Source organism: Planctopirus sp. SH287, from assembly GCF_056500625.1.
On sequence record NZ_CM151403.1, the window covers coordinates 757295 to 776756 of the forward strand.

General features: G+C 54.5%; 15 protein-coding genes. 3 read left to right on the forward strand and 12 right to left on the reverse strand.

All coding sequences use genetic code 11. From position 1 onward, the window contains the following. Nucleotides 1–8: 8 nt before the first annotated feature. Together SH287x_RS02840 and SH287x_RS02845 are read left to right on the forward strand one after the other, a co-directional pair. Entirely contained in the window at nucleotides 9–1055 is a 1047-nt protein-coding gene (locus SH287x_RS02840) for a proline racemase family protein (protein WP_479516932.1), read from the forward strand. A gap of 233 nt (nucleotides 1056–1288) precedes the next feature. Continuing rightward, on the forward strand, nucleotides 1289–2530 hold the full coding sequence (locus tag SH287x_RS02845; RefSeq protein WP_479518760.1) for an NAD(P)/FAD-dependent oxidoreductase: 1242 nt from the start codon (nucleotides 1289–1291) through the stop codon (nucleotides 2528–2530). 54 nt (nucleotides 2531–2584) lie between these two features. Here the strand turns inward: SH287x_RS02845 and SH287x_RS02850 are convergent, their stop codons facing one another. From SH287x_RS02850 to SH287x_RS02890, 9 genes are all read right to left on the reverse strand, one after another. After that, entirely contained in the window at nucleotides 2585–4501 is a 1917-nt protein-coding gene (locus SH287x_RS02850; RefSeq protein ID WP_479516933.1) for a flagellin N-terminal helical domain-containing protein, read from the reverse strand. Nucleotides 4502–4586: 85 nt separating this feature from the next. Next, complete coding sequence (gene flgK / locus SH287x_RS02855) at nucleotides 4587–6287, reverse strand: flagellar hook-associated protein FlgK (RefSeq protein ID WP_479516934.1); 1701 nt, start codon at nucleotides 6285–6287, stop codon at nucleotides 4587–4589. A gap of 134 nt (nucleotides 6288–6421) precedes the next feature. Then, nucleotides 6422–6913, reverse strand: a complete 492-nt coding sequence (gene flgN / locus SH287x_RS02860; RefSeq protein WP_479516935.1) for a flagellar export chaperone FlgN — start codon at nucleotides 6911–6913, stop codon at nucleotides 6422–6424. Nucleotides 6914–6973: 60 nt separating this feature from the next. Then, nucleotides 6974–7546: a rod-binding protein gene (locus tag SH287x_RS02865; RefSeq protein ID WP_479516936.1), complete on the reverse strand. Its 573-nt coding sequence runs from the start codon at nucleotides 7544–7546 to the stop codon at nucleotides 6974–6976. A 29-nt stretch (nucleotides 7547–7575) separates the two neighbouring features. Continuing rightward, nucleotides 7576–8646, reverse strand: a complete 1071-nt coding sequence (locus tag SH287x_RS02870) for a flagellar basal body P-ring protein FlgI (protein ID WP_479516937.1) — start codon at nucleotides 8644–8646, stop codon at nucleotides 7576–7578. Between the two features lie 86 nt (nucleotides 8647–8732). Continuing rightward, nucleotides 8733–9416 carry a flagellar basal body L-ring protein FlgH gene (locus tag SH287x_RS02875; RefSeq protein ID WP_479516938.1) on the reverse strand — a complete coding sequence of 228 codons (684 nt, stop codon included), beginning with the start codon at nucleotides 9414–9416 and terminating at the stop codon, nucleotides 8733–8735. Next, nucleotides 9413–10696, reverse strand: coding sequence for a flagellar basal body P-ring formation chaperone FlgA (gene flgA / locus SH287x_RS02880; protein ID WP_479516939.1), 1284 nt, complete (start codon nucleotides 10694–10696; stop codon nucleotides 9413–9415). Before flgA ends, SH287x_RS02875 begins: the two co-directional genes overlap by 4 nt. 179 nt (nucleotides 10697–10875) lie before the next feature. Beyond that, nucleotides 10876–11676, reverse strand: coding sequence for a flagellar basal-body rod protein FlgG (gene flgG / locus SH287x_RS02885; RefSeq protein ID WP_479516940.1), 801 nt, complete (start codon nucleotides 11674–11676; stop codon nucleotides 10876–10878). 77 nt (nucleotides 11677–11753) lie between these two features. Beyond that, nucleotides 11754–12524, reverse strand: coding sequence for a flagellar hook-basal body protein (locus SH287x_RS02890; protein ID WP_479516941.1), 771 nt, complete (start codon nucleotides 12522–12524; stop codon nucleotides 11754–11756). Nucleotides 12525–13022: 498 nt separating this feature from the next. Here SH287x_RS02890 and SH287x_RS02895 point away from each other — a divergent pair, with 498 nt between their 5' ends. Then, on the forward strand, nucleotides 13023–15041 hold the full coding sequence (locus tag SH287x_RS02895) for a hypothetical protein (protein ID WP_479516942.1): 2019 nt from the start codon (nucleotides 13023–13025) through the stop codon (nucleotides 15039–15041). 232 nt (nucleotides 15042–15273) lie between these two features. On the opposite strand, the gene SH287x_RS02900 is transcribed toward SH287x_RS02895, so the two are convergent. The 3 genes from SH287x_RS02900 to SH287x_RS02910 form a co-directional block, all read right to left on the reverse strand. Continuing rightward, the gene (locus SH287x_RS02900; protein WP_479516943.1) at nucleotides 15274–16905 is read right to left on the reverse strand and encodes a PQQ-binding-like beta-propeller repeat protein; all 1632 of its coding nucleotides are present in this window, start codon (nucleotides 16903–16905) and stop codon (nucleotides 15274–15276) included. A gap of 38 nt (nucleotides 16906–16943) precedes the next feature. Continuing rightward, entirely contained in the window at nucleotides 16944–17300 is a 357-nt protein-coding gene (locus SH287x_RS02905) for a co-chaperone GroES (RefSeq protein ID WP_479516944.1), read from the reverse strand. A 239-nt stretch (nucleotides 17301–17539) separates the two neighbouring features. Then, nucleotides 17540–19453 (reverse strand): serine hydrolase, encoded by a 1914-nt coding sequence (locus SH287x_RS02910; RefSeq protein WP_479516945.1) that lies wholly within the window; start codon nucleotides 19451–19453, stop codon nucleotides 17540–17542. Nucleotides 19454–19462 lie beyond the last annotated feature (9 nt).

Sequence of the window (19462 nt, forward strand, 5' to 3'; positions counted from 1 at the left end):
ATATGGACATGACTCCGGAATGGGTGCAGGTTGTTGATAGTCATACGGGGGGTGAACCCACCCGCTTGATCTATGCCGCTAGTCCATGGATCTGGCCAGAAGAACTCCCCGCAGGTCATTCCCCGTTTGGTGATGATCTCTCGTCCCTGCGGGATTCGTTATCTCGTGGGAAAGCCACACAGCGAACGTTGTCAGAACGTCGTGATGATCTGCGACAGCGCGGGGATTGGTTGCGAACTGCGAGCCTGCTGGAGCCTCGCGGTTCCGATGTCATCGTAGGGGCGGTGCTGACACCACCGGAATTGGCCACATCTGTTGCAGGGGTCGTCTTCTGCAATAACACGGGCTATCTGGGGATGTGTGGCCACGGGATGATTGGCGTCGTCGTTTCTCTGGGAGAGATGGGACTGCTGGCTCCCGGTCAGGTGGTGATTGATACGCCGGTCGGTTCTATTGAAGTCGACTGGAGTGGTGGTTCGTCGGTCACTTTGACCAACGTCTGGAGCTATCGTTACCGGAAAGAGGTCGCCGTCGAAGTTCCCGAGATTGGTACAGTGGTCGGTGATATCGCCTGGGGCGGGAACTGGTTTTTTCTGGTGCCTGAAGAGGTTCATCAGCAATCGCTGGAGTTGTCTGACACACCGCGGTTGCTGGATTACACCGGCCGGATTCGCCAACAGCTTGCCGCTCAGGGAATCACCGGCGCACACGGGGCCGAGATCGATCACATTGAACTCTTTGGTTCGCCGAAAGCTGCTGACGCTGACAGTCAGAACTTTGTGCTCTGTCCGGGCGGGGCTTATGACCGGTCTCCTTGTGGCACAGGAACCAGTGCCAAGTTGGCCTGTCTGGTGGCCGACGGGCATGTTCTTTCTGGAGGAAGCTGGCGACAGGAAAGTATTGTTGGCAGCCAGTTCGTCGCCAAAGCGTTATCGACGCGAGAAACCGCCAACGGTCTGGAAGTGCTGCCTCAATTGACTGGGGAAGCTTTCGTGACGGCGCGCTCAACGTTGTTAATCAATCCGCGCGATCCGTTTCGTCACGGCATCCGCTAATGCCTCGGTTCGGAAACGAATGGAGCCTTATATAGCCAGTCAGTGCTATTTCGTGAATTTGCGAGCTTCTTGGACTGGCAAATGTCTGTGCCTGACAGCACGATGTGCTGGTTCAAAGCCGAGTTTCACCAGAGAACGTGGCAAATGAATGGGCGACATGCGCGCGGCGTCCCTTCGATCCGTTAAAATTTCGGCAGCATCGCTTTTATGAGAATGGAGAAACTTTCGTGGCGATGGATGTAGTCATTATCGGCGGTGGTGTTGTCGGGGCCATGTGTGCGCGCTATCTCGCGAAATCGGGCCGAACGGTCACGCTCGTAGAGCAGGGGACGCTGGGCGGGGAATGTTCCAAAGGAAATTGCGGCTATATCAGCCCCAGCCATGTGCTGCCTCTGGCTGAACCGGGCGTCATGCTCAAGACTCTTAAGTCGATGACTACGCCGAACTCTCCCTTTCACATCCGTCCCCGCTTTGATCTGGCGCTGATGGGGTGGTTGACCAGCTTTGCCCGTCGATGCAACGAACGGGATATGATGGCCGCGGGGACTGCTCTCAATGCGATCCTGCGAACCTCGTTTGATGAATACACCAAGGTCATTGCCGAAGACAATCTTGATTGTGAATGGCAGCATGAAGGGATTCTGTTCGTTTATCGCAAAGCTTCCGAGTTCGATGCCTTCTGCAAAACGGATGACATGCTGGCTCAGAAGTTTGATCGTCCGGCACGTCGTATTGTGGGAGATGACGCACTCATCGCCTTTGAACCTGCTCTAAAGCCGGGAAATACGGGGGCATTCCTCTATGACTGCGACGCCCATCTCCGTCCCGACAAACTGATGGAGCAATTGCGGACTTCGCTGATGGCACAGGGTGTCACCTTGCTTGAAGGAACCGCTGTCAATGACATCGTGACCGAGGGCGGGCGTTTCAAAGCCGTCAAGACGTCAGCAGGAGAGATTGAAGCCAAACATGTCGTGCTGGCCGCTGGTGCCATGTCCCCGATCTTTCAAAAAGCACTCCGTTGTAAGATTCCTGTGCAGCCGGGGAAGGGGTTGTCGGTCACCATGAAGCGGCCGGCCATTTGCCCGAAAATTCCGATGATCTTCCACGATCACCGGGTTGCCATCACGCCGTTTCAGTCGGGATACCGCATTGGTTCGACCATGGAATTTGCTGGCTACGACAAGTCGATCAACCCCCGGCGACTTTCCTTACTGACCGAAGGGGCCAAACTGTATCTGCATGACCCCATCGGCGAAGCGATGGAAGACCCCTGGTTCGGCTGGCGTCCCATGACTTATGACAGCTTGCCCATCATCGGGCCAGCTCCTGCCGTTCAAGGGGCCTGGATTGCCACGGGGCACAGCATGCTGGGCATTTCGCTGGCAACAGGAACCGGGCGACTGATTTCTGAAATGATCAACGACGAGAAGCCGCACGTTGATCCCAAGCCTTATGCACTCACCCGGTTTTAACTTGCCGTTGCAGCCGGATGGCGGAAAAGTGACCAGATCCCACGTCGATAGCGGCTACAGATACTGCAACAGACTCATTTGCAGTGTTTGGGCCGTCAGTTGCAGGCTGGCATCATAAACTTGCCGGAGTTGCAACAGCTTGGTTGTTGTTTCCGGCAGGTTCGTATCAAAGATCATCGAGAGCGTCTCTTGCGTCAGCAGATTCTGATCATCGAGGCGCCCGCCAATCTGATCCATGAGTTGCTGGCGAGTCCCCACTTCGGTTCGCATGATCGTGACGTGGCCGGAAGCTTGATCAAGCAGGGGGGAAAGGCGGGCAAGTTCAGCGTTGTCACCTGAACGCAACGCCTTTTCCAGCGACGCCAGCAGGTCAAAGACCCCTTCTGTACGTTGAGGATTCACTTCGCGACCAGCGAGCGTTCCTGTCGCTCCATTGTTATCGCTGCCATCAATTCCCAGGGCAATCGCCGATTCACTGCTTGCCACGGTGAGTGGGCCAGCCCCCGAAGAATCAGTCAGAGAGATCCCGTTTCCAGTGGCATTGAGTGATGCCGTAAGCACACCAGGGTCAGCCGCGTTGAAGAGATTCAGCACATCCTGCACGGTTCGGGCTGATGACAGATCGACTTCAGTCGTGGTTCCATCCCTGCGGGTGATGCTGATTGGTGAGCCAACCGTAAAAGGGACACCTTTTCCCAGATTGAGTTGAGCCAGCGGAGTTTCACCCGAGAAGGTGCGGATTCCTAACGAAGCCGCAATGGTGCCGCCGTTTTCTCCAATCGAAAAATTGGCACCACTCAGTCGTGTGCCAACGGTGATTCCTAAACCACTGGGGTCAATCTCTGCGGAAAGATGAGGATCAGCGGCACGAATTCTTTGAAGCACATCCTGAACCGTTGCGGCTCCGTCGAGATCGACAACGCTCACTTTGTCACCGTTCACAATCCGCAGGCCCGTTCCCGGCGTGGCACCAATCCCTGCTCCCCCATTCAAACTGGCCACACTGGTCTGCAACGTGATGGCCGGTGCGAGGTTTCCTCCATGGATCGCGGCCACAGGGCCGCTGGCAAGTCGCAAGTCAGTCGCCGTCGTTCCACTTCCAGTGTTAGAAATCGCGATGGTGCCGTTGGATGGCGTGATCCGCAGACCAGTGGGGCTGAGCGGGTCAATCTCGACCGTCACCGTTTCCGCTTCGCCCGCAAACGCTTGCTCAATTCGTAGTTTCAAATCACCAACGGTGCGGGCCGTGCTCAGATCGATCGTTTGATTGATCGGTGTGCCATTATCAACCGTGATATTGATCGAGGTGAAATGAACTCCCGCTCCCTGCTTCAACGAGGTGAGCGGCGTCGACATTTCCAGGGCTGGTGAAAGGGACGACACGGGAGATTGTGAAACTCCGCCAAAGGCTTTCACTCCCGAAACGGTCGTTGAAATTGATTGATCGAGATCAGCAAAAGCCTTCACCGTTCCATCGTTACCATGATAGGCTACTGTTGTACCGATTCGCTCAAATGGCTGGGTCTGTGTGGCGGTTCCACTGAAGAGATAGCGATCCTGATATTGCGTGTTAGCCGCATTAAGTGCGCTTTGAATCAGTGATGCGACTTCATCAGCCAGCCCCACTTTTTCTTCGGGAGTCGTGGTTGATCCAATCCCGGTTTGCAACAGTCCTTTGGCCTTGATGACGGCATCATTAACCGTGCCCAGCGCATTGTCTGCTGCACTGAGATACCCCTGATTGAATGTATGCTGGCTACGGACGCCTTGAACACGCTCCAACAGTGATTGAAGCGATGTCGCCTGGCGGGTGGCCGTCGGGTTCTCTGACATCAGCGTGTAAAGCTTCTGTGAGTTGATCTGCTCCTGAAGCTTGGACATCAGATAGGTGCCAGACTGAATATCAGATCCGGCTTTGCCATAGAGCAAGCTGTTCGGAATACGACCGACACCGATTTGTCCGAACGACATCTTCATCCCTCAATTCTTGCGACCCTGACGGTTCTCCCGTAAAGGCATGTTCCCGATTCCTGCTACCATTTCTGGAGAAGCTTCCTCAGATATTTAGCAGGACATTAAACAGTTCATCGACCACACTGATAATGCGGGCCGTTGCCTGATAGGTATGTTGCAGGTTCATAATATTGAGTGTCTCTTCATCGAGGCTGACCCCCGAGATCTGCTCGCGCCGGGTAAGCAGCGAATCGCGAAAGCCCGAGAAACCTTTGTCAAGTGCCTGTTCGGCCGCTGATGACTGAGCAACGCCGCCGATCAGGTTGTCTTGAAACTGTGTAATCGACAAGCCGTTAAGCCTGTCTGAGCCAACGGTCAACACTTTTGCCAGCAGGGCCGCATTGCTGGAATCGCCAGCACCACCTCCCTGTCCTGTGGCCAGCAGGTTCTGATTGCCGGCCACGGTTTGATTTAAGGCAATATCCCCGGAGTTAGTACCCGTAAATAGCGTATTCACTCCTAAGCTGGCCAGAACGCCACTGGAGTCGTTTCCGAAGCGAAGCTCATAGCCGGGGGTGGCGCTGATTTGAAGTTTGCCATCAGCCGTGACCAGTGCCGAGACCTGTCCCACGGCATTAAGGCTAGCCACCAGATCATTGAGTGATGTTTCCGCACCAATCCCATCCAGGTCAATATTGATGACGCTTTCAGTGACTTCACCACTGGCCGTGTTCTGAACTTTGAGTGTGAAGCTCCCATGCTGGGGCGAGAAAAACAGCCCCGCTGCCGGGGAATTGAGAGCCGCACTGGCATCGTTGACAGCATAAGTTCCCGTGACGCGGGAATATCCTGTCAGACCTTCTCCCTGACTATGAATGCGATTGACTTCGTAAATCAAACCCGATGCCATCTGATCGAGTTGCTTGGTGAATCCGCCCAGAATTTCGTCACGAGCTGCTATAGAGCCGTTAATCGCTCCGCCAGCTGTTCCGACTGCAGAGCGAGTGATGGTGGTTTGAACATTGAGAACACCGAAATTACCATCCGTACCGGGCACCACCTGCAAGTTCTGGGTATGCCCATCCAGAATGATATATTCACTTCCGGAATAGAGGTCGACCTGGCCTGACTGGCGTTCAATCGCTTTGACAGGCATCAGTTCCGAAAGCCGATTAATGGCATTCAGTCGCTCAATTCGCATGGCACCGGCATCGCTCTGATTTAAGCCGTTCGCCTCAAGTGCACTGATCTTCGGATTCAATTCGGCAATTTGATTGATCAACCGGTTGGCTTCGTCCACCTGCGACACAATCTGATCATTGAGCGTCGTACGCATACCGTCGACAGTGCGTCGCAGGAAGGTGATCTGGTCAACCATTCCCTGCGTGGACTGTAGCGCGATCTGTCGTTGACCGGTCGAATCAGGACTTCCGGAAAGCGTTTGTAACTGTGTCACAAACTGGTTGAGAGCCGAGGACAAGTCATCATCACCCAAGGCATTCAGTGCCGTTTCTAATTGCGTCCAGACCGAACTTTTGACAGACGTTGTCCCCGCTTCCGTATTGGCCGAATGAATCCGGCTCTCAAGATAACTATCCAGCTGCTGCTTGATCCCGATCGCAGAAACACCACTGCCAAGCAGCAATGCCCCCTTGCCGTATGACCCGGCCGGGGTCAGAGACATCGTATCGCGGACATAGCCCGGAACGTTCGCATTGGCGATATTGTTGCTGGCCACCTGCACGCCGGCTGTGAAAACATCCAGCGAACGTGAAGCGACAGCCAATGCTCCATTAAGTGACATTCAGAGGACTCCTGGTGTACCGTCACTAAGAAGGAATTTCTGTCGAACCAGTCGTCAAATCCGCACGCGGAGGACATGACTGAGCCTGAAACAGCACACGAAACCATCAGGCGGCAATAGGCCACCAGACGGCATTAAAGACTCACATCAAGAAGCGCGCTGTGCGTCCGTTCGGGAGTTTCATAGCCTGCGGGGCCGGTATAGGTCGCTTTCTGGCTTCCCCCACAGGCAATCGTTTCCACAATCAGGGAGAGATGCCGGATCCCCTGCTGGGTGAGAATCCACATTTGCCATGAATACTGCTGTAAGCGGGTGGCTTGTTCCCGGACTTCCTGAGCGCGGGCCACCAGCAGTTGATCGCCTGCCGAGCGTGCGAGATCGAGCAGCGATTCAACCGCGTGCCCCTGTTGACGGAGTGAAAGCAGAAGTGACTCCCGCTCAGCCGCTTTGGACTGGAGTTGCTGGATCAGTAACTGTTCCCGAGGCAGAAGTTTTTCCGCATCATCCACGCGATTGCTGACCAGTGCGGCCCACTTGGCTTCAAGCAGTGAATGGAGCTGCTGTTGTAAGCTGTGAAACGACTCGATGAGTTCGTTCATCAGCCGGCGACCGTCCGTGGTCGACATGGCGTGATCCTGGCAAAGGGCGATGGCTGCGCCTCATGTCAGGCGCAGATGGTTCCATCGTTACTTTCGGATCATGGGAAGGAACTCTGTGGTTCCGGATGGTGCCTGAGACGCTTCTCGCAGGGTTTGTGTCTGCCGTGCGAGTTCTGTCAGTTGTTCTGAAAATTCCTGTTGGTGCGATCCCATCGATTTTGCAGGGCGGGAAGGCATTGTCAGGTCGTTAATCGATACCGACCCGGTAAAGCTTGCGGAATTGGCAGACTTTAACGCCCCGCCTTGAGTGATGCTGCCCTGTGTGACGCCGCCATGCAGGCCTGCATCAAACGCATTGAACATTCCATCCGCGAAATGATTTTCGCCCCGCTTGGCCAGAGCGTCCACCACCACCTCATCCAGTTGTGACTGGAACATCTTTTCCGCCTGACCGCCGTTGAGATACTTGGTCTGCCCTCCGGTCGACCGCATGGCTTTCATCATCTGGGTATAGAAAATCGTCCCAACGGTTTCCTCGAATTGGGTCTTGAGTTCCTCGTTACTGATGTTCTTTTTGCCCGTGGTTTCATTCAAAGGCGAGAGCTTCGCCGTTGGCGTCATCTGGAAAGGCTTCAGTGTTGTGGGGGCATCCACGTTCACGGCTGGGGATTCCTGAAATGACTTGAGCGTTACTTCTCGATGAACTCGGCGTGGAGTTTGCCTGTCGAGTGCAGTTCGCGAATGATGTCAATCACATCGGCTGTCGGGACACGGAGCTTATTGAGAGCTTCCACCAGATCTTTAAGGTGCTGTGGCGACTGACGCCCAGGGTTTTCAATCAGTCCAATAAACGGATCCGGCCCTGTCAGCAGAGGATCATCAGCACCAATCTCTACGACAAAGCTTTTGTGAGAAATGATCACGGGGCTGATCTCTACTTCGCCCGTGACCACGATCGTGCCCGTCCTGGGATTCAGCACCACGCGCGCCTGGGTGTTCGGGGTATCAATGCCAGCCTCCAGCACTTGTGCGATGAACTCCACCGGATTCTGGCGATACTGCTGAGGCACCATAATTTCGACAGAACCCGGCCCGGTCGGCTTCGCAATGGACTTGCCGGCCGCTTCAAAAGTGAATTCACTGTTGACCACACGGGCCACTTCGCTGGCTGTCCAGAAACTGGCATGAGCGGGATCAATCAGCAGTGTGACCAGATCCTGTTGCTTGCTCAGGAACAGGGCTGTGACATCCTGAACAAGATCGACACCTTGTGTGATTCGTGCGCTGGTGGGGCGTGCGGGGTCATCGACGACAATCGCCCCGCCGGCTACGCCGATCACCAGTTGATTACGAGCATCGGCGGTTGTCAGCGGTGTGCTGAGCAGTCGGCCACCTCGGAGACTTTTGGCACCCATCACCGCATTGACGAAGCAATCGATCTTTTGTCCTCGTTTAAGACCTGTTCGGGGAATGATCGCTTCGACCATGACAATCGCCACGCCATCGGCATTGCGAATTTCCGCATCCAGCACAGGCTGGTTTAACCGCGCCATCGCTGCCCGTAAGGCTCGAACAGTCGGAGCGTTTTTGGCTCCATCACCCGTCCCCGGTAAACCAACGACCATTCCTAACCCGGTCAGCCGCACTTCCTGCTGTCCTTGAACCGTGCAGAAGTATTCCAGCCGCACACGCGCCTGGGCTTCACCGGGCGCACAAACCCAAGCCAAAAGCAGCGGAAGAACGATGAAGAGACGTGACATGGCGATGCCGATGTTGATTTGTTCGTTGGAAGCGATTCACGGGAAGTTGGAAAACAATTAGCAACTCCCCACCAGCAACTCCCCTTTCAAAACGGGGAAATAATGTCGAGGATATTGGTGCCCCAGTTGGTCTTGGTACTGTTGTAAACCTTTCCCTTCTGAGTACGTTCGATCTTGAGTTCTGCAATGTCTTCCGAGCGTGCCGTACGGTTGGGAAGGATGGCCAATCGATCGATCCGGCCAGCCAGCCGGTATTCAAAAAAATCCTGATTCGTACGAATCGACTTTCGCGCTTCCAGAACAATCGTTCCATTGGGGAGCACATCCACCACAGTGGCGGCGATGTTGTAGCTGATCCCTTCCTGGTCAGTCAGCTGGCCAATGGTTTGCAGTCGGTTGGTCAGATTGCCTTCAATGGCTGGCTCGTTGAGAGCAGCAGGGAGCAGATTGAAGTTGTTTCCGAATTTCACGAACTCGTTGAGCTGAGCCACGTAAGCTCCGTTGCGTTGCCGATTGAAGCGGCTGTTGACGATGACTTCCGCTTTCTCGTCCACCTGAATCGTAATGATGTCGTGAACCTTGATCTCCGGGGGCAGGGGCGGAGGCTCGACATAGATCAGCGAATAGTCTTCAACGCGTGTGTCGGAGAGCGGGGTGATGATCGGCGGGCCTTGTGCCATAGCCGCTTCGGGCCAGCTGATCGTCAAGCCGGCGAACGTCACTAAACCCCAGCATGTCCACGCCCCGGTCGGGCATTTACAGTGAGTCATTTCCCACCCCCTGTTCGATCATGGGGCAAAGCTTCGGATGATGCTGATCCTGATTCATTTATCCGACTCGAATTGACCAGTTGAACTCCGCGCGAAGCCTTCCCGTCTCCTGCCATCGCGTTCCCTGGGCCAGTTGCTGTGATGGCCGCTTCATGCCATCCGGTGACAACCGCCGACACACGCTCGCGAACATCATCGAGGGAGACCAGCGTGACGCTCTCTCCGCGGGCTGCCGTCGAAAGGCTCTTGTATTGGCCGCGAATGACGATCCCTTTCACGCGAAGTGAAGCCGTGACAATATCGCCATTGCGAACCAGCGGAGCCGACGCCAGATCCGACGACAGGACGAATTCACCTGCTCGAATCGCTTTGCGGCATTCCATGCCAATCACCTGCCCAGGATCCGTGTATCGCTCAGTCTGAGCTGAGGAAACCTGCCACATGAGATCGGCTTGTTGAATGATTTCGCCTTTTTGCATCGCCCGGCGGAAAGCAACTTGCTTGACCTGAGGGATCAATTGAATCCGGATTTTGACTGGCAGAGGAGTGCCATTCGCTGAATCCTGCACCGTCGCCATCACCCATTGCTCGGGCAGATCCTGCAATTTGTCATCCAGAAAATGAACCGTTGCAGCGGTTGCCAGCGCGGCCCAGGTCTCTGTCGGCGTCTCTTCATGGGGAGTCAGCTTCACAGTGGGCATCGCTGATTGATCGGCCCAGCGGTATTCTTTCTTAAACGATTCCGCGAGCATGATTTTGATCTTTTCGCGGTCAATCCGGGGCTTGGGAGGTTCAGCCACAGTCGCAGAAACCTGCACAATCGGACTGGCAGTCACAGTCGCAGGCCGTTCTTCGATGACGGCTGCATTTGAAAGGATCGTGCGACTGGCTCCTGAAAATTCAATCTGCGACAGGTTGATCCCCACCGCCACCAGCCTTTGATGAACCTGCACGTGATCGATCATGATCGGTCGGTTAGCGACAGGGCCAGGGCCTAGGGAGATCGCCTGGAGTTGGCTTTGAAATTCAGGATGACTGGCATGAATTTCCGCCACGTCACCCAATTGAATAAGCGCTCGACTGGTCACCGCTCGTTCATTGAGGCTGATCACGGCTTTCGGGATCACTCTTTTCGAGATCACAGCTTCAGAATTCACTTGAGGCTCTGCCGCATTTCCCACGAGAGAAGTCACGACAGTAAAGACGATCAACAGGACGTACCGACAGAACGCCATCAGTGATGACACAAGGGGGCGAATGAGGTGTTGTGGGGGAGCCATCCTTGATCTCCTGGCGATGCTGCTCGAATAACTCTCGCGATGCCTACTCAATCCATTCGCAGGGTGCATGCCAATGCACCAATTCGGTGTGAATTGCAAAGGCTGGTGCATTCCGTCAGAACTCCATGCACCCTACGCAGTTGCCCTTTTAAGTTTGTGCTTTCTTTATTCTTCAGTCATTAATACCGTCTTAAATTCGCGATGAGTTGCAATAACTGATCCGATGCTTGAACGACTTGACTATTGAGTTCCACATTGCGTTGTGTTTTGATGAGATCGACCAGTTCGTTCGCCGGTTCAACGTTAGAAATTTCCAGAAAGCCTTGCCGAATCAACCCCAGTCCCTGATCGCCCGGATTGCTGATGAGTGGTTGGCCCGACGCATCCGTGATCGCGTAAAGGCTCTCTCCCATTTGATAGAGACCTTCCGGATTAATAAATCGGGCTGTCTGGATCTGCCCCACCTGGTTCTGAATAGTAGAGCCAGCTTGAATGACCGTGACGATCCCTTCAGCCGAGATGCCAATTTCTACCGTGTCGGGAGGGATGTTGATGGGCGGGTCGAGGAGACGGCCTTTATCTGCCGAAGCCAGTACCATATCCCCGTTAGGATTTAAGGCGAATTCACCGCGACGGGTATAGAAAGTCTGGTTGTTGCCGCGAACCTGAAAGAAACCATCGCCAGTGAGGGCCATGTCAAGCTGACGACCAGTTTCCAGCAATGAGCCTTGAGAGAAATCAATCTGAGTTCCTGCAACACGCACACCCAGACCAGCTGCTGTCCCGATCGGTGTATAGTTTCCTAAAGAATCCTGTGTGCCAGGCAATTTATAATACTGGTAATAGAGGTCTTCAAAGTCGGTGCGGGAGCGTTTGAAGCCGTTCGTCCCCGCGTTTGCCAGGTTGTTGGCAATCGTATCGAGGTTGAACATATAGGCCTGCATGCCTGAGGCCGCCGTATACATCGCGCGGTACAGCATGGGCATCGTCCTTGAAAAGATGGTTCAATAAAAAACTGACTGCCGCGAAAATCCGTTATTTATGCTTGCTGTTCATGTTATCGCCGGGGGATTGCCTGCAGGAGTCGCCCCAGCATTTCATCCTGCATTCGCATCATATTGACGTTTGATTCAAAGCCACGAGACACTTCGATCAGTTCCATCGTGCCTTGCATCGGGTCGGCATTAGACGCTTCCACAAACCCCTGGCGAACCCGTGTTTCTAAAGGAGCCGGAGCAACCGGCAACCGGGTGGAATACATCCCATCGCCGCGCTTCATGAGTTCATTCAGACGAGTCGGCACCACCACAGCCAGCTGGCTTAAAGGGACGGTGATCCCGTTAGGCCCAACACCAGAGATACCGCCGGCTTCGTTGATTTGCAGATCAACCATTTCGGGAGGAATGGTGATTTCCCCGCCGTTAGGATCCAGCATGGGAGCACCCGTTCCCGCATGAACCAGAATTCCTTCCGAGTTCAATTCAAATGAGCCGTCACGTGAGAGCAGCGTTTCATTCCCCATTTGTATTTGATAAAAGCCGTCGCCCATCAAAGCTGCGTCGGTCGACTTTCCCGTAGCCTTCAAAGAACCCTGCAAAAAGTTGGTAATGGTTCCGTCGACCGCCACTCCGCCCGTTTCCAGATTGATGGAATCAGGAGCACGCGGTGGTTCGTCATGAGCCACGTCATAGGGAAAGTAAGCACGGAAAACAGCGGTATCGGCCTTGAACGCGTTAGTTCCCGCGTTCGCCAGATTGTTAGCCAAAACACCTTGTCGCATGGCCTGCGATTCTGCTCCCTGAGCAGAAAGATAGAGGCCGTACAGCATGACATCATCCGCAGGTTTTGCCGGTTTTCACGACGTTCCTCGACAAGGGAACGACACTCATCAGCAAGGATCGACGGAAAGCCTGCGTTAACTTGAGTACAACCGTTACAGTTTGACATTTGAGGGAACTGCTTAAGAAACTTTACCACCAGATCAGCACGAACGAGCCAGGGAAAGACAGGTGATTTCTACTGTTCACTCTCTGTCTCTGACGAAATCCAGCAGCCACCACTTGCAAACCAATCGTCTGCAAACTCAACTGAGGCAAGGAAAGCTGCCCACATTACCCAAGGCCCGGCCTCAGATGCCTGGCGTGGAATGATTTCCGATTCCTCCGACAGACCGGTCATCCCAGGCACGCGGCAACTCACCTCGCGCCAGGGGCCTGTTCGTCGGGTAAGGTTTCATTGACACAATGCTGTTTTTGAAAGCTGGCAGAAACCGCCTGTTCTCAAAACTGTTTCCCTTCTGATACCCATGCGGCAACGACGGAAACTCATGAATTTGCCTGTCCGTAAAACGCGATCTGCTTCTGCCCGGTCAATCTCAACGGGTAACAAATCCTCTCGCGGCGAAGCGTCTGCCCGCCAGTCAGCCGTTCCGACCATCGGTGAGGCTGTTGCTCTCAATGACTCGGCGAAGGACACCCTGCTGGAGTTGATGGGGGCAGGAATTCCCTGGTTGCCGGCACTGCGGGCAGCTTACAGCCATGCGGTCGTGTCGAATCGCCTCTCGGTCTGGTTTGACGAACTGCAAGAACAGTTGTCTCGCAAGACCGCCACTTCCAAGTCAAAGGCTGTCACAAGGGGATCTTTCAAGGCCGGTGTCACTAGGACGATTGAACCACTGGCGGGATGGTCGTGGGAGGCCCTGGCGGAAGACGCTGCGGAAAGCGCGCTTTCACAGGTCTTCCGGCCGGTAACAAAGCGCGGGCCAACCACCCGAACGGCAAACAAGCCCGGACGGTCGGGGGTGAAAATGGGGACGATCCATGAGCCTGCCCGCTTGCTGGCGACTCACGGCAAAAATCGACCATTCACTCTGGCTGAAGAACTTGTCGCGCTCGAACTGCTTTACCGCTTCCCTCAACAGATTCCATCCGGCGACTTTCCGATCCTGTTGAGTCGCGGCTATGAAGCCTCTACGCTCCCTGCGGATCAAGATCGCCCGGATCTTGTGGCGGCATTCTATGAAGCCCAGTTGCTTCGCGGATTGATCTATCGGGACTTCGTCGATTGCGAACCTTTACTGGAAGCGGCTGCAAAAGCGCTGGCCAAAGATCTGGCGGCTCATGTCGATACCGACGGCACACCGCATGCGGAATTGCTGCCCATTCTGCCATCATGGCTGGCGGTGCATGTTCGCGCTATGTCTTATGTGACGCTGGTCTCCCCTGGTTTCAGTAAAACACTCAGCCGAGCAAAGAGTCTTCTTTCCACAAACCACCGTGAATTATTGGTGCTGGTGCTGGAGGAAGCGGCACGTTTAATTCGCAAAGATGGCCGACTGGCTCATGCTGATCGAGAATCCATCGCGATCGCACATCTTTACCAGGTTGCTGCGAAATGCCTGAGTTTTCCGCCGGGAGGAGCAGCACAGACGATTGCCAATGGAGCATCCTCCGTTTCAAAAAGCGGGCCTGGCAGCCGTGCTCAGGTCGCAAGCGAAGAGTGGCCTTCCAGTCAGTCGGACTGGGCACACACTGCCGCCATGCGAGCCAGTTGGGATGTGGCTGCTGCCGCTTGCGCTGTGACCTATCATCGTCCCTGGCCGGACATCGATCTGTCAGCCGGGGCGGTAACACTCCTGCGGGGAGCCAGCGGGATTGAAGCCATCACCCCCGAGGGGGTGCTCGATTTGGCCGAAAGCTGGTCGTGTGTCTGCTGGAATACGGATGAAGACGGCGACTATCTCGAATTGCAGATGTTGGGGCCGAAAAAGCTATCACTCGAGCGGCAAGTCTTTTTATCCCGTCAGCAGGGATTTGCCTTGTTCGGTGAGACGCTGCGAGGCTCCACAGCAGGAGAGTACATCCTGAAAGCGGCACTTCCGCTCGGGCAGGATCTGGTCATTGAGCCTGATCGTTTCACCCGTGAATGGTTGCTCAAGCAGCAAGGCAAACTGGTCGCCCGCATTTTCCCGCTCGGTTTGCCACAGGAGAAACTCTACTCCACGCCACACCAGATTGAGGCCATCGATGGTCAACTCGTTTGCCGTTATGTCGCTCAAGGGAAGGCGATTTACGCACCAATCGTTGTGGTGTGGGACTCAAAGCTGCTCAAACGGCCTGCCGTCTGGCGTCAATTGACCGTGACAGAAGACTCGCGAATTGTCCGAACTGACGAAGCCGCCGGCTACCGTCTGAAACTGGGCGACTTCCAGATTCTGATCTACCGAAGTTTGAAATCGACCGAATACCCCCGAGCCGTTCTGGGGCACCATACCGGGAAAGAAACCCTCATCGGCCGAGTCGACGCACCAACAGGAAACATCGAACCCATCCTGCTCGTCGAATAGCCCCCCTTGCGGGGTTTGTGGCGGCGTATGTACGTCAGTCGTTCATCCATGAATGGGTCTTACGCCGCCAGAACGCACATTTTCGTGTGATGATTTCGGGTGGTCACGTTTCGTGTCATACGCATTCCAATTTGAAATTGCGCTCTTCATGCCAGGCTTGCGGCGGCTTTGAGCAAGCATGCTTTTGTGATCGTCAACGCACTATTTCAAGTTGCGTTTCGTGTCATTGCGTTTAGGGGGCTTGCGATTTTGATGTAGTTGGCGTGACTTCATAGCAGGCCAATTCCAGGTTATTGCGAACCAGAAGCTTGCCGTGAGCAATCACCGGGTGCGCCCAGGTGGTTGCATCGGGAAGCGCGCGGAACTTGCCGATCTCATGGAATTTCTCGGGTGTTGGCTCGACCAGGGCCAGTTCGCCATTTTCACAACTGACAACCAGAGCGTTGTCTGTCAGCAATACCTGGCCATAGCCGTAGGGCGGCCCCTTCCATTTGATTTTCCCCGTTTCAATGTCCAGACAGGCGATCCGGTTTTCATCCAGCCCATAGAGAAAGCCGTCTTTGAGTACCGCATCATTGAACTTCAAACGGAATTTGTTCGTTTTCCAGACCGTTTTGATCTGCCATTGAGGCTTGGCGGGAGTCAACTGAATTCGGGCGCTCCCCACGGTGTAACCACACGAAAGAAAGAGCGATTGATCGGGAAGCACAATCGGCTGGCAGGCGTTGACCTTGGGCTGGTTCTCCCAGGGAAACATCCAGAGTTCCTGCCCAGTTTCGGGCACAATCCCCGAGAGACCCGCTGCATGGAAGACCAGAATCTGTCGCACGCCATGAATGGTTTCTGCGCGAGGAGCGGTATAACTTGCTTCGTAGTCCCCCGTCGTCCAGACAGGCTTCCCATCAGTGATCCGATAGGCGGCGATCGAGCGACCTTCGCTTCCCCCCGGATTCACAATCACCAACCCATTTTCCACCAGGGGTGAACCGGCCATGGCCCAGGGGATGTTCGTGGCCTTGGCATCACTGAGGATGTTGGTTGTCCAGAATCGTTTCCCTGTGGCGGCATCAAGGCAATTGAGAACACCGGTTGCTCCCAAGGTATAGAGTCGGCCTTCATGGAAGGTAGGCGTTGCTCGCGGGCCATCGCCACCCATGGCTTCAGAAAAACGGGTTCCATCCGTGTGCTTCCAGATCACGTCGGATGTTTGAAGATCAAGACAAATGACCTGTTCTTCCTGATCGAGTTGCGCCTGCGTAAAGAGATGATCACCCACGACTGAAAAACTCGACCACCCCAGCCCAATTGATTTCCCCCACAGTTTTTTGGGAGGATGGTCTTCACTCCATGAAAGCGGAATGCTCACACCATGCAGAATGCCCGAGCGATCTGGCCCGCGAAACTGCGTCCAGTCACCTTCATGAGCGATCAATGGGGTCTCGCTGATCGGTGCTGTTGCTGCCTTGGGAACAAACGCTGCCTGTTGACTGCGTGCCACCGACTCGGCGGAAGGTGTCCATCGCCAGACAATCCTTGGCAACATCTCGCCTGTGAATCCCTCGATTCTGAAGACCGCAACCATCGTGAAGGCCATGACCAGAAGCCCAGCGATGCCGAGATTTCGCGTTCGCCAGCTGAACCCGGAACCAATCAGCCACCAGAGGATCAGCGACAGCGACACCGTCGGCAGGAGAAAGACGAGCGTCATCATAAAGACAGTGCGGTCTTCCCCCATGACAAGCGCAGGAAGAGCCTGGATCACTGCGGCCAAGCCAATCGTGGCCAGCGGCCAGACCCATCGCCAAGCGGTCAAACGAGGAGACTTTAATCCGGCTGCGTTCGCGGGAGATTCGTGCGTCGACATCCATGGCTCCTGAACCGGCTAGTCACTGAACCGGTGCGTTATTCGCTAAGATCATCCGGGTCGACGTCTTTTTTCCCCTTCGACTTTTTCGTCGGGCGAACGGGTTCCGACCGCCGGAATACGGCGACAACATCTTCGATCGGCACGACGTAAAGCAAATTATCCGGCTCAAAATCAACAGGGATCGCGTTCTTGGGATGGAACAAAACCTTGTCGTACTTTTTCACCGGAAAGTCGAGATCCCGCTCGATCAGAACGCTGATTTCAACCACACGACCTGTAATCGTCGGGATTTCCGCCTGATCGGGCAGAACAATCCCCCCGCGCGTCTTCTGCTTGCTCTCGTCCTTACGGATCAGAATTCGCTTTCCCAATGGTTCAACGAACTCGCTCAAATCAATGTTCCCACGTTGCGAAGGTACTGCGCGGCCTGAATTGTCACTAACGGGGATTCTATGCCAGTTTTCCAACTTGGAAAAGGGAGAGAATCGGGTTTGGCCCAGACTCGGGAAGATTCTCACTCAACCTTTCGCACTTCTCTCGCACGGAACATCAAAAAAGACGCCCCATGGAGATGCCCGTTCCGGATGACAGGCATCTTCATGATGACCAGCGTTTCTCTCCGGCACAAAGATTACTTTTTTCCTTGAAAGCCTTGCGAAACAAACTCCATTGCATCAGGGAGAGACCGTTGCCAGTAAGTCCAATTGTGGCCCCCATCGCGAACCCGGTATTCATGCTTGACCTTCAGGTCGCCCAGCGTGATATGCAGGAGCGAGTTCCCTTTGTAGAGAAAATCATCGTCGCCGCAATCAATGAACCAGCGAGTGTTTTTGAGTTGTTCCAGCGGTGTCTTGGGGAACAGATAGAGAACGCTGTTACGATTATAAAATTCGGTAATGCGTTCGTCACCTTCTTTGAGATCACCGACAGCCGGCACATATCGTTTTTTGAACTCTTCAAACGGAATGGCTCGCATTTCTTCATCCGAACGAACACCGGCGCTCATGGCGTAACAGGAAGAAAACAATTCGGGATGGTGGAGTGAATAAAGCAGGCTGCCATACCCACCCATGGAAAGCCCTGATACAGCCCGGTCGATTCGATCATTTTTTGTGCGATAGCTTTTCTCGATATGGGGCATCAATTCTTTGACGAAGTAGTCTTCGTATTGATAATCACCCATCACGCTATTGAGGTAATATTTCTTCTCGGCGTCAGGCATGACAATGATCATCGGGATCGCCCGCCGGGCTGCGATGGTGGCATCTGCAATCGATTGCATGTTCCCCTTTTTCTGCCAGCTGGTTTCGTCATCACCAAAACCATGCAGCAGGTAAAGCACGGGATATTTCTCAGTGGAACCTTCGTAACCAGCGGGCAAATAGACGGAGTATTTCATCTCTTTCTTGAGGATCTTGCTGGGGATCGTCTCACTGAGCCGCAGCTTGCTGGCACCTGCCGGTTGCCCCGCAACCAATTGAGAACTGACTTCCTTGAGACGAGCGACCTCTTCGGGATTCTCGGGCAGGGCCGCTTCATGGAAAGCGGGAAGCAACTGATCCCAGACGACATTCAATTCCGCCTGCATATTGCCCGTGTGCGCCGTAATCGCGATCACGGCATCCTGCTCAGGCAGCATGATGCAGAATTGGCCATCTTTGCCATCACCACGAACGGCTCCATGCCGACACCGCCAGAATTGATAACCATACCCCTGCTGCCAGTCACTTTGAGGATCGCTGCCGTTAGAGACATGCTTTGAGGTCGCTTCTTTGACCCAACTGGCCGGCAAGAGTTGCTGACCATTCCAACGCCCTTGATTGAGCGTAAAGAGGCCAAAGCGAGCGATGTCTTCTGTCGTGAGCATCAAGCCAAAACCGCCGTAATTGATGCCTTCGGCACTACTGGCCCATGACGGGTTCTCAATACCCAGGGGATCGAACAGGCGAGGCCGCAGGTAGTCAATCAGTTTCTCACCCGTCACCTTCTGAATGATAGCCGACTGCATGTAAGTCGCGGGGGTATTGTACTTGAAGTGAGTCCCCGGCTTATGGGGAACCGGATGAGCCAGGAACATTCTGACCCCCGAATCGTCTGGCCCACCGATCAGCTTTGGCTCGGTTTCATGTCCCGTTGACATAGTGAGCAGATCACGCACACGCATGGCTTTCAGGTTGTCCGGAATTTCCGCAGGTAACTGTTCCGGAAAGAACTTGATCACCGGATCATCCACACTCAGTTTTCCTTCACTGGCCGCAAAGCCAATCGCTGTCGAGGTGAAGCTTTTGCTCAGCGAATGCAGCACATGTGGCGTACTGGGTGTTTGCGGTTGCCACCAGCATTCTGCCACGACTTTTCCATGCCGGATCAGCATGAAACTGTGCAACGTGTTGATCGATTTGTCAGCGGTTTCAATGAACTTGCGGATCTGAGCCGAAGAAACGCCTTGCGATTCTGGCGTTGCGCGAGGCAGGCCTTCAGCCCGGAGAATTAACGGAAATAAGGCAAATAAGCCGGCAAAGGTGAACCGAAGCAGGGTGGTCATGGAGTCGCT

Excerpts from the sequence above, each read along its gene's own strand:
- SH287x_RS02840 (WP_479516932.1), top strand. The coding sequence starts at position 9 with ATGACTCCGGAATGGGTGCAGGTTGTTGATAGTCATACGGGGGGTGAA.
- SH287x_RS02845 (WP_479518760.1), top strand. The coding sequence starts at position 1,289 with ATGGATGTAGTCATTATCGGCGGTGGTGTTGTCGGGGCCATGTGTGCG.
- SH287x_RS02850 (WP_479516933.1), bottom strand. The coding sequence starts at position 4,501 with ATGTCGTTCGGACAAATCGGTGTCGGTCGTATTCCGAACAGCTTGCTC.
- flgK (WP_479516934.1), bottom strand. The coding sequence starts at position 6,287 with ATGTCACTTAATGGAGCATTGGCTGTCGCTTCACGTTCGCTGGATGTT.
- flgN (WP_479516935.1), bottom strand. The coding sequence starts at position 6,913 with ATGTCGACCACGGACGGTCGCCGGCTGATGAACGAACTCATCGAGTCG.
- SH287x_RS02870 (WP_479516937.1), bottom strand. The coding sequence starts at position 8,646 with ATGTCACGTCTCTTCATCGTTCTTCCGCTGCTTTTGGCTTGGGTTTGT.
- SH287x_RS02875 (WP_479516938.1), bottom strand. The coding sequence starts at position 9,416 with ATGACTCACTGTAAATGCCCGACCGGGGCGTGGACATGCTGGGGTTTA.
- flgA (WP_479516939.1), bottom strand. The coding sequence starts at position 10,696 with ATGGCTCCCCCACAACACCTCATTCGCCCCCTTGTGTCATCACTGATG.
- flgG (WP_479516940.1), bottom strand. The coding sequence starts at position 11,676 with ATGCTGTACCGCGCGATGTATACGGCGGCCTCAGGCATGCAGGCCTAT.
- SH287x_RS02890 (WP_479516941.1), bottom strand. The coding sequence starts at position 12,524 with ATGCTGTACGGCCTCTATCTTTCTGCTCAGGGAGCAGAATCGCAGGCC.
- SH287x_RS02895 (WP_479516942.1), top strand. The coding sequence starts at position 13,023 with ATGAATTTGCCTGTCCGTAAAACGCGATCTGCTTCTGCCCGGTCAATC.
- SH287x_RS02900 (WP_479516943.1), bottom strand. The coding sequence starts at position 16,905 with ATGTCGACGCACGAATCTCCCGCGAACGCAGCCGGATTAAAGTCTCCT.
- SH287x_RS02910 (WP_479516945.1), bottom strand. The coding sequence starts at position 19,453 with ATGACCACCCTGCTTCGGTTCACCTTTGCCGGCTTATTTGCCTTATTT.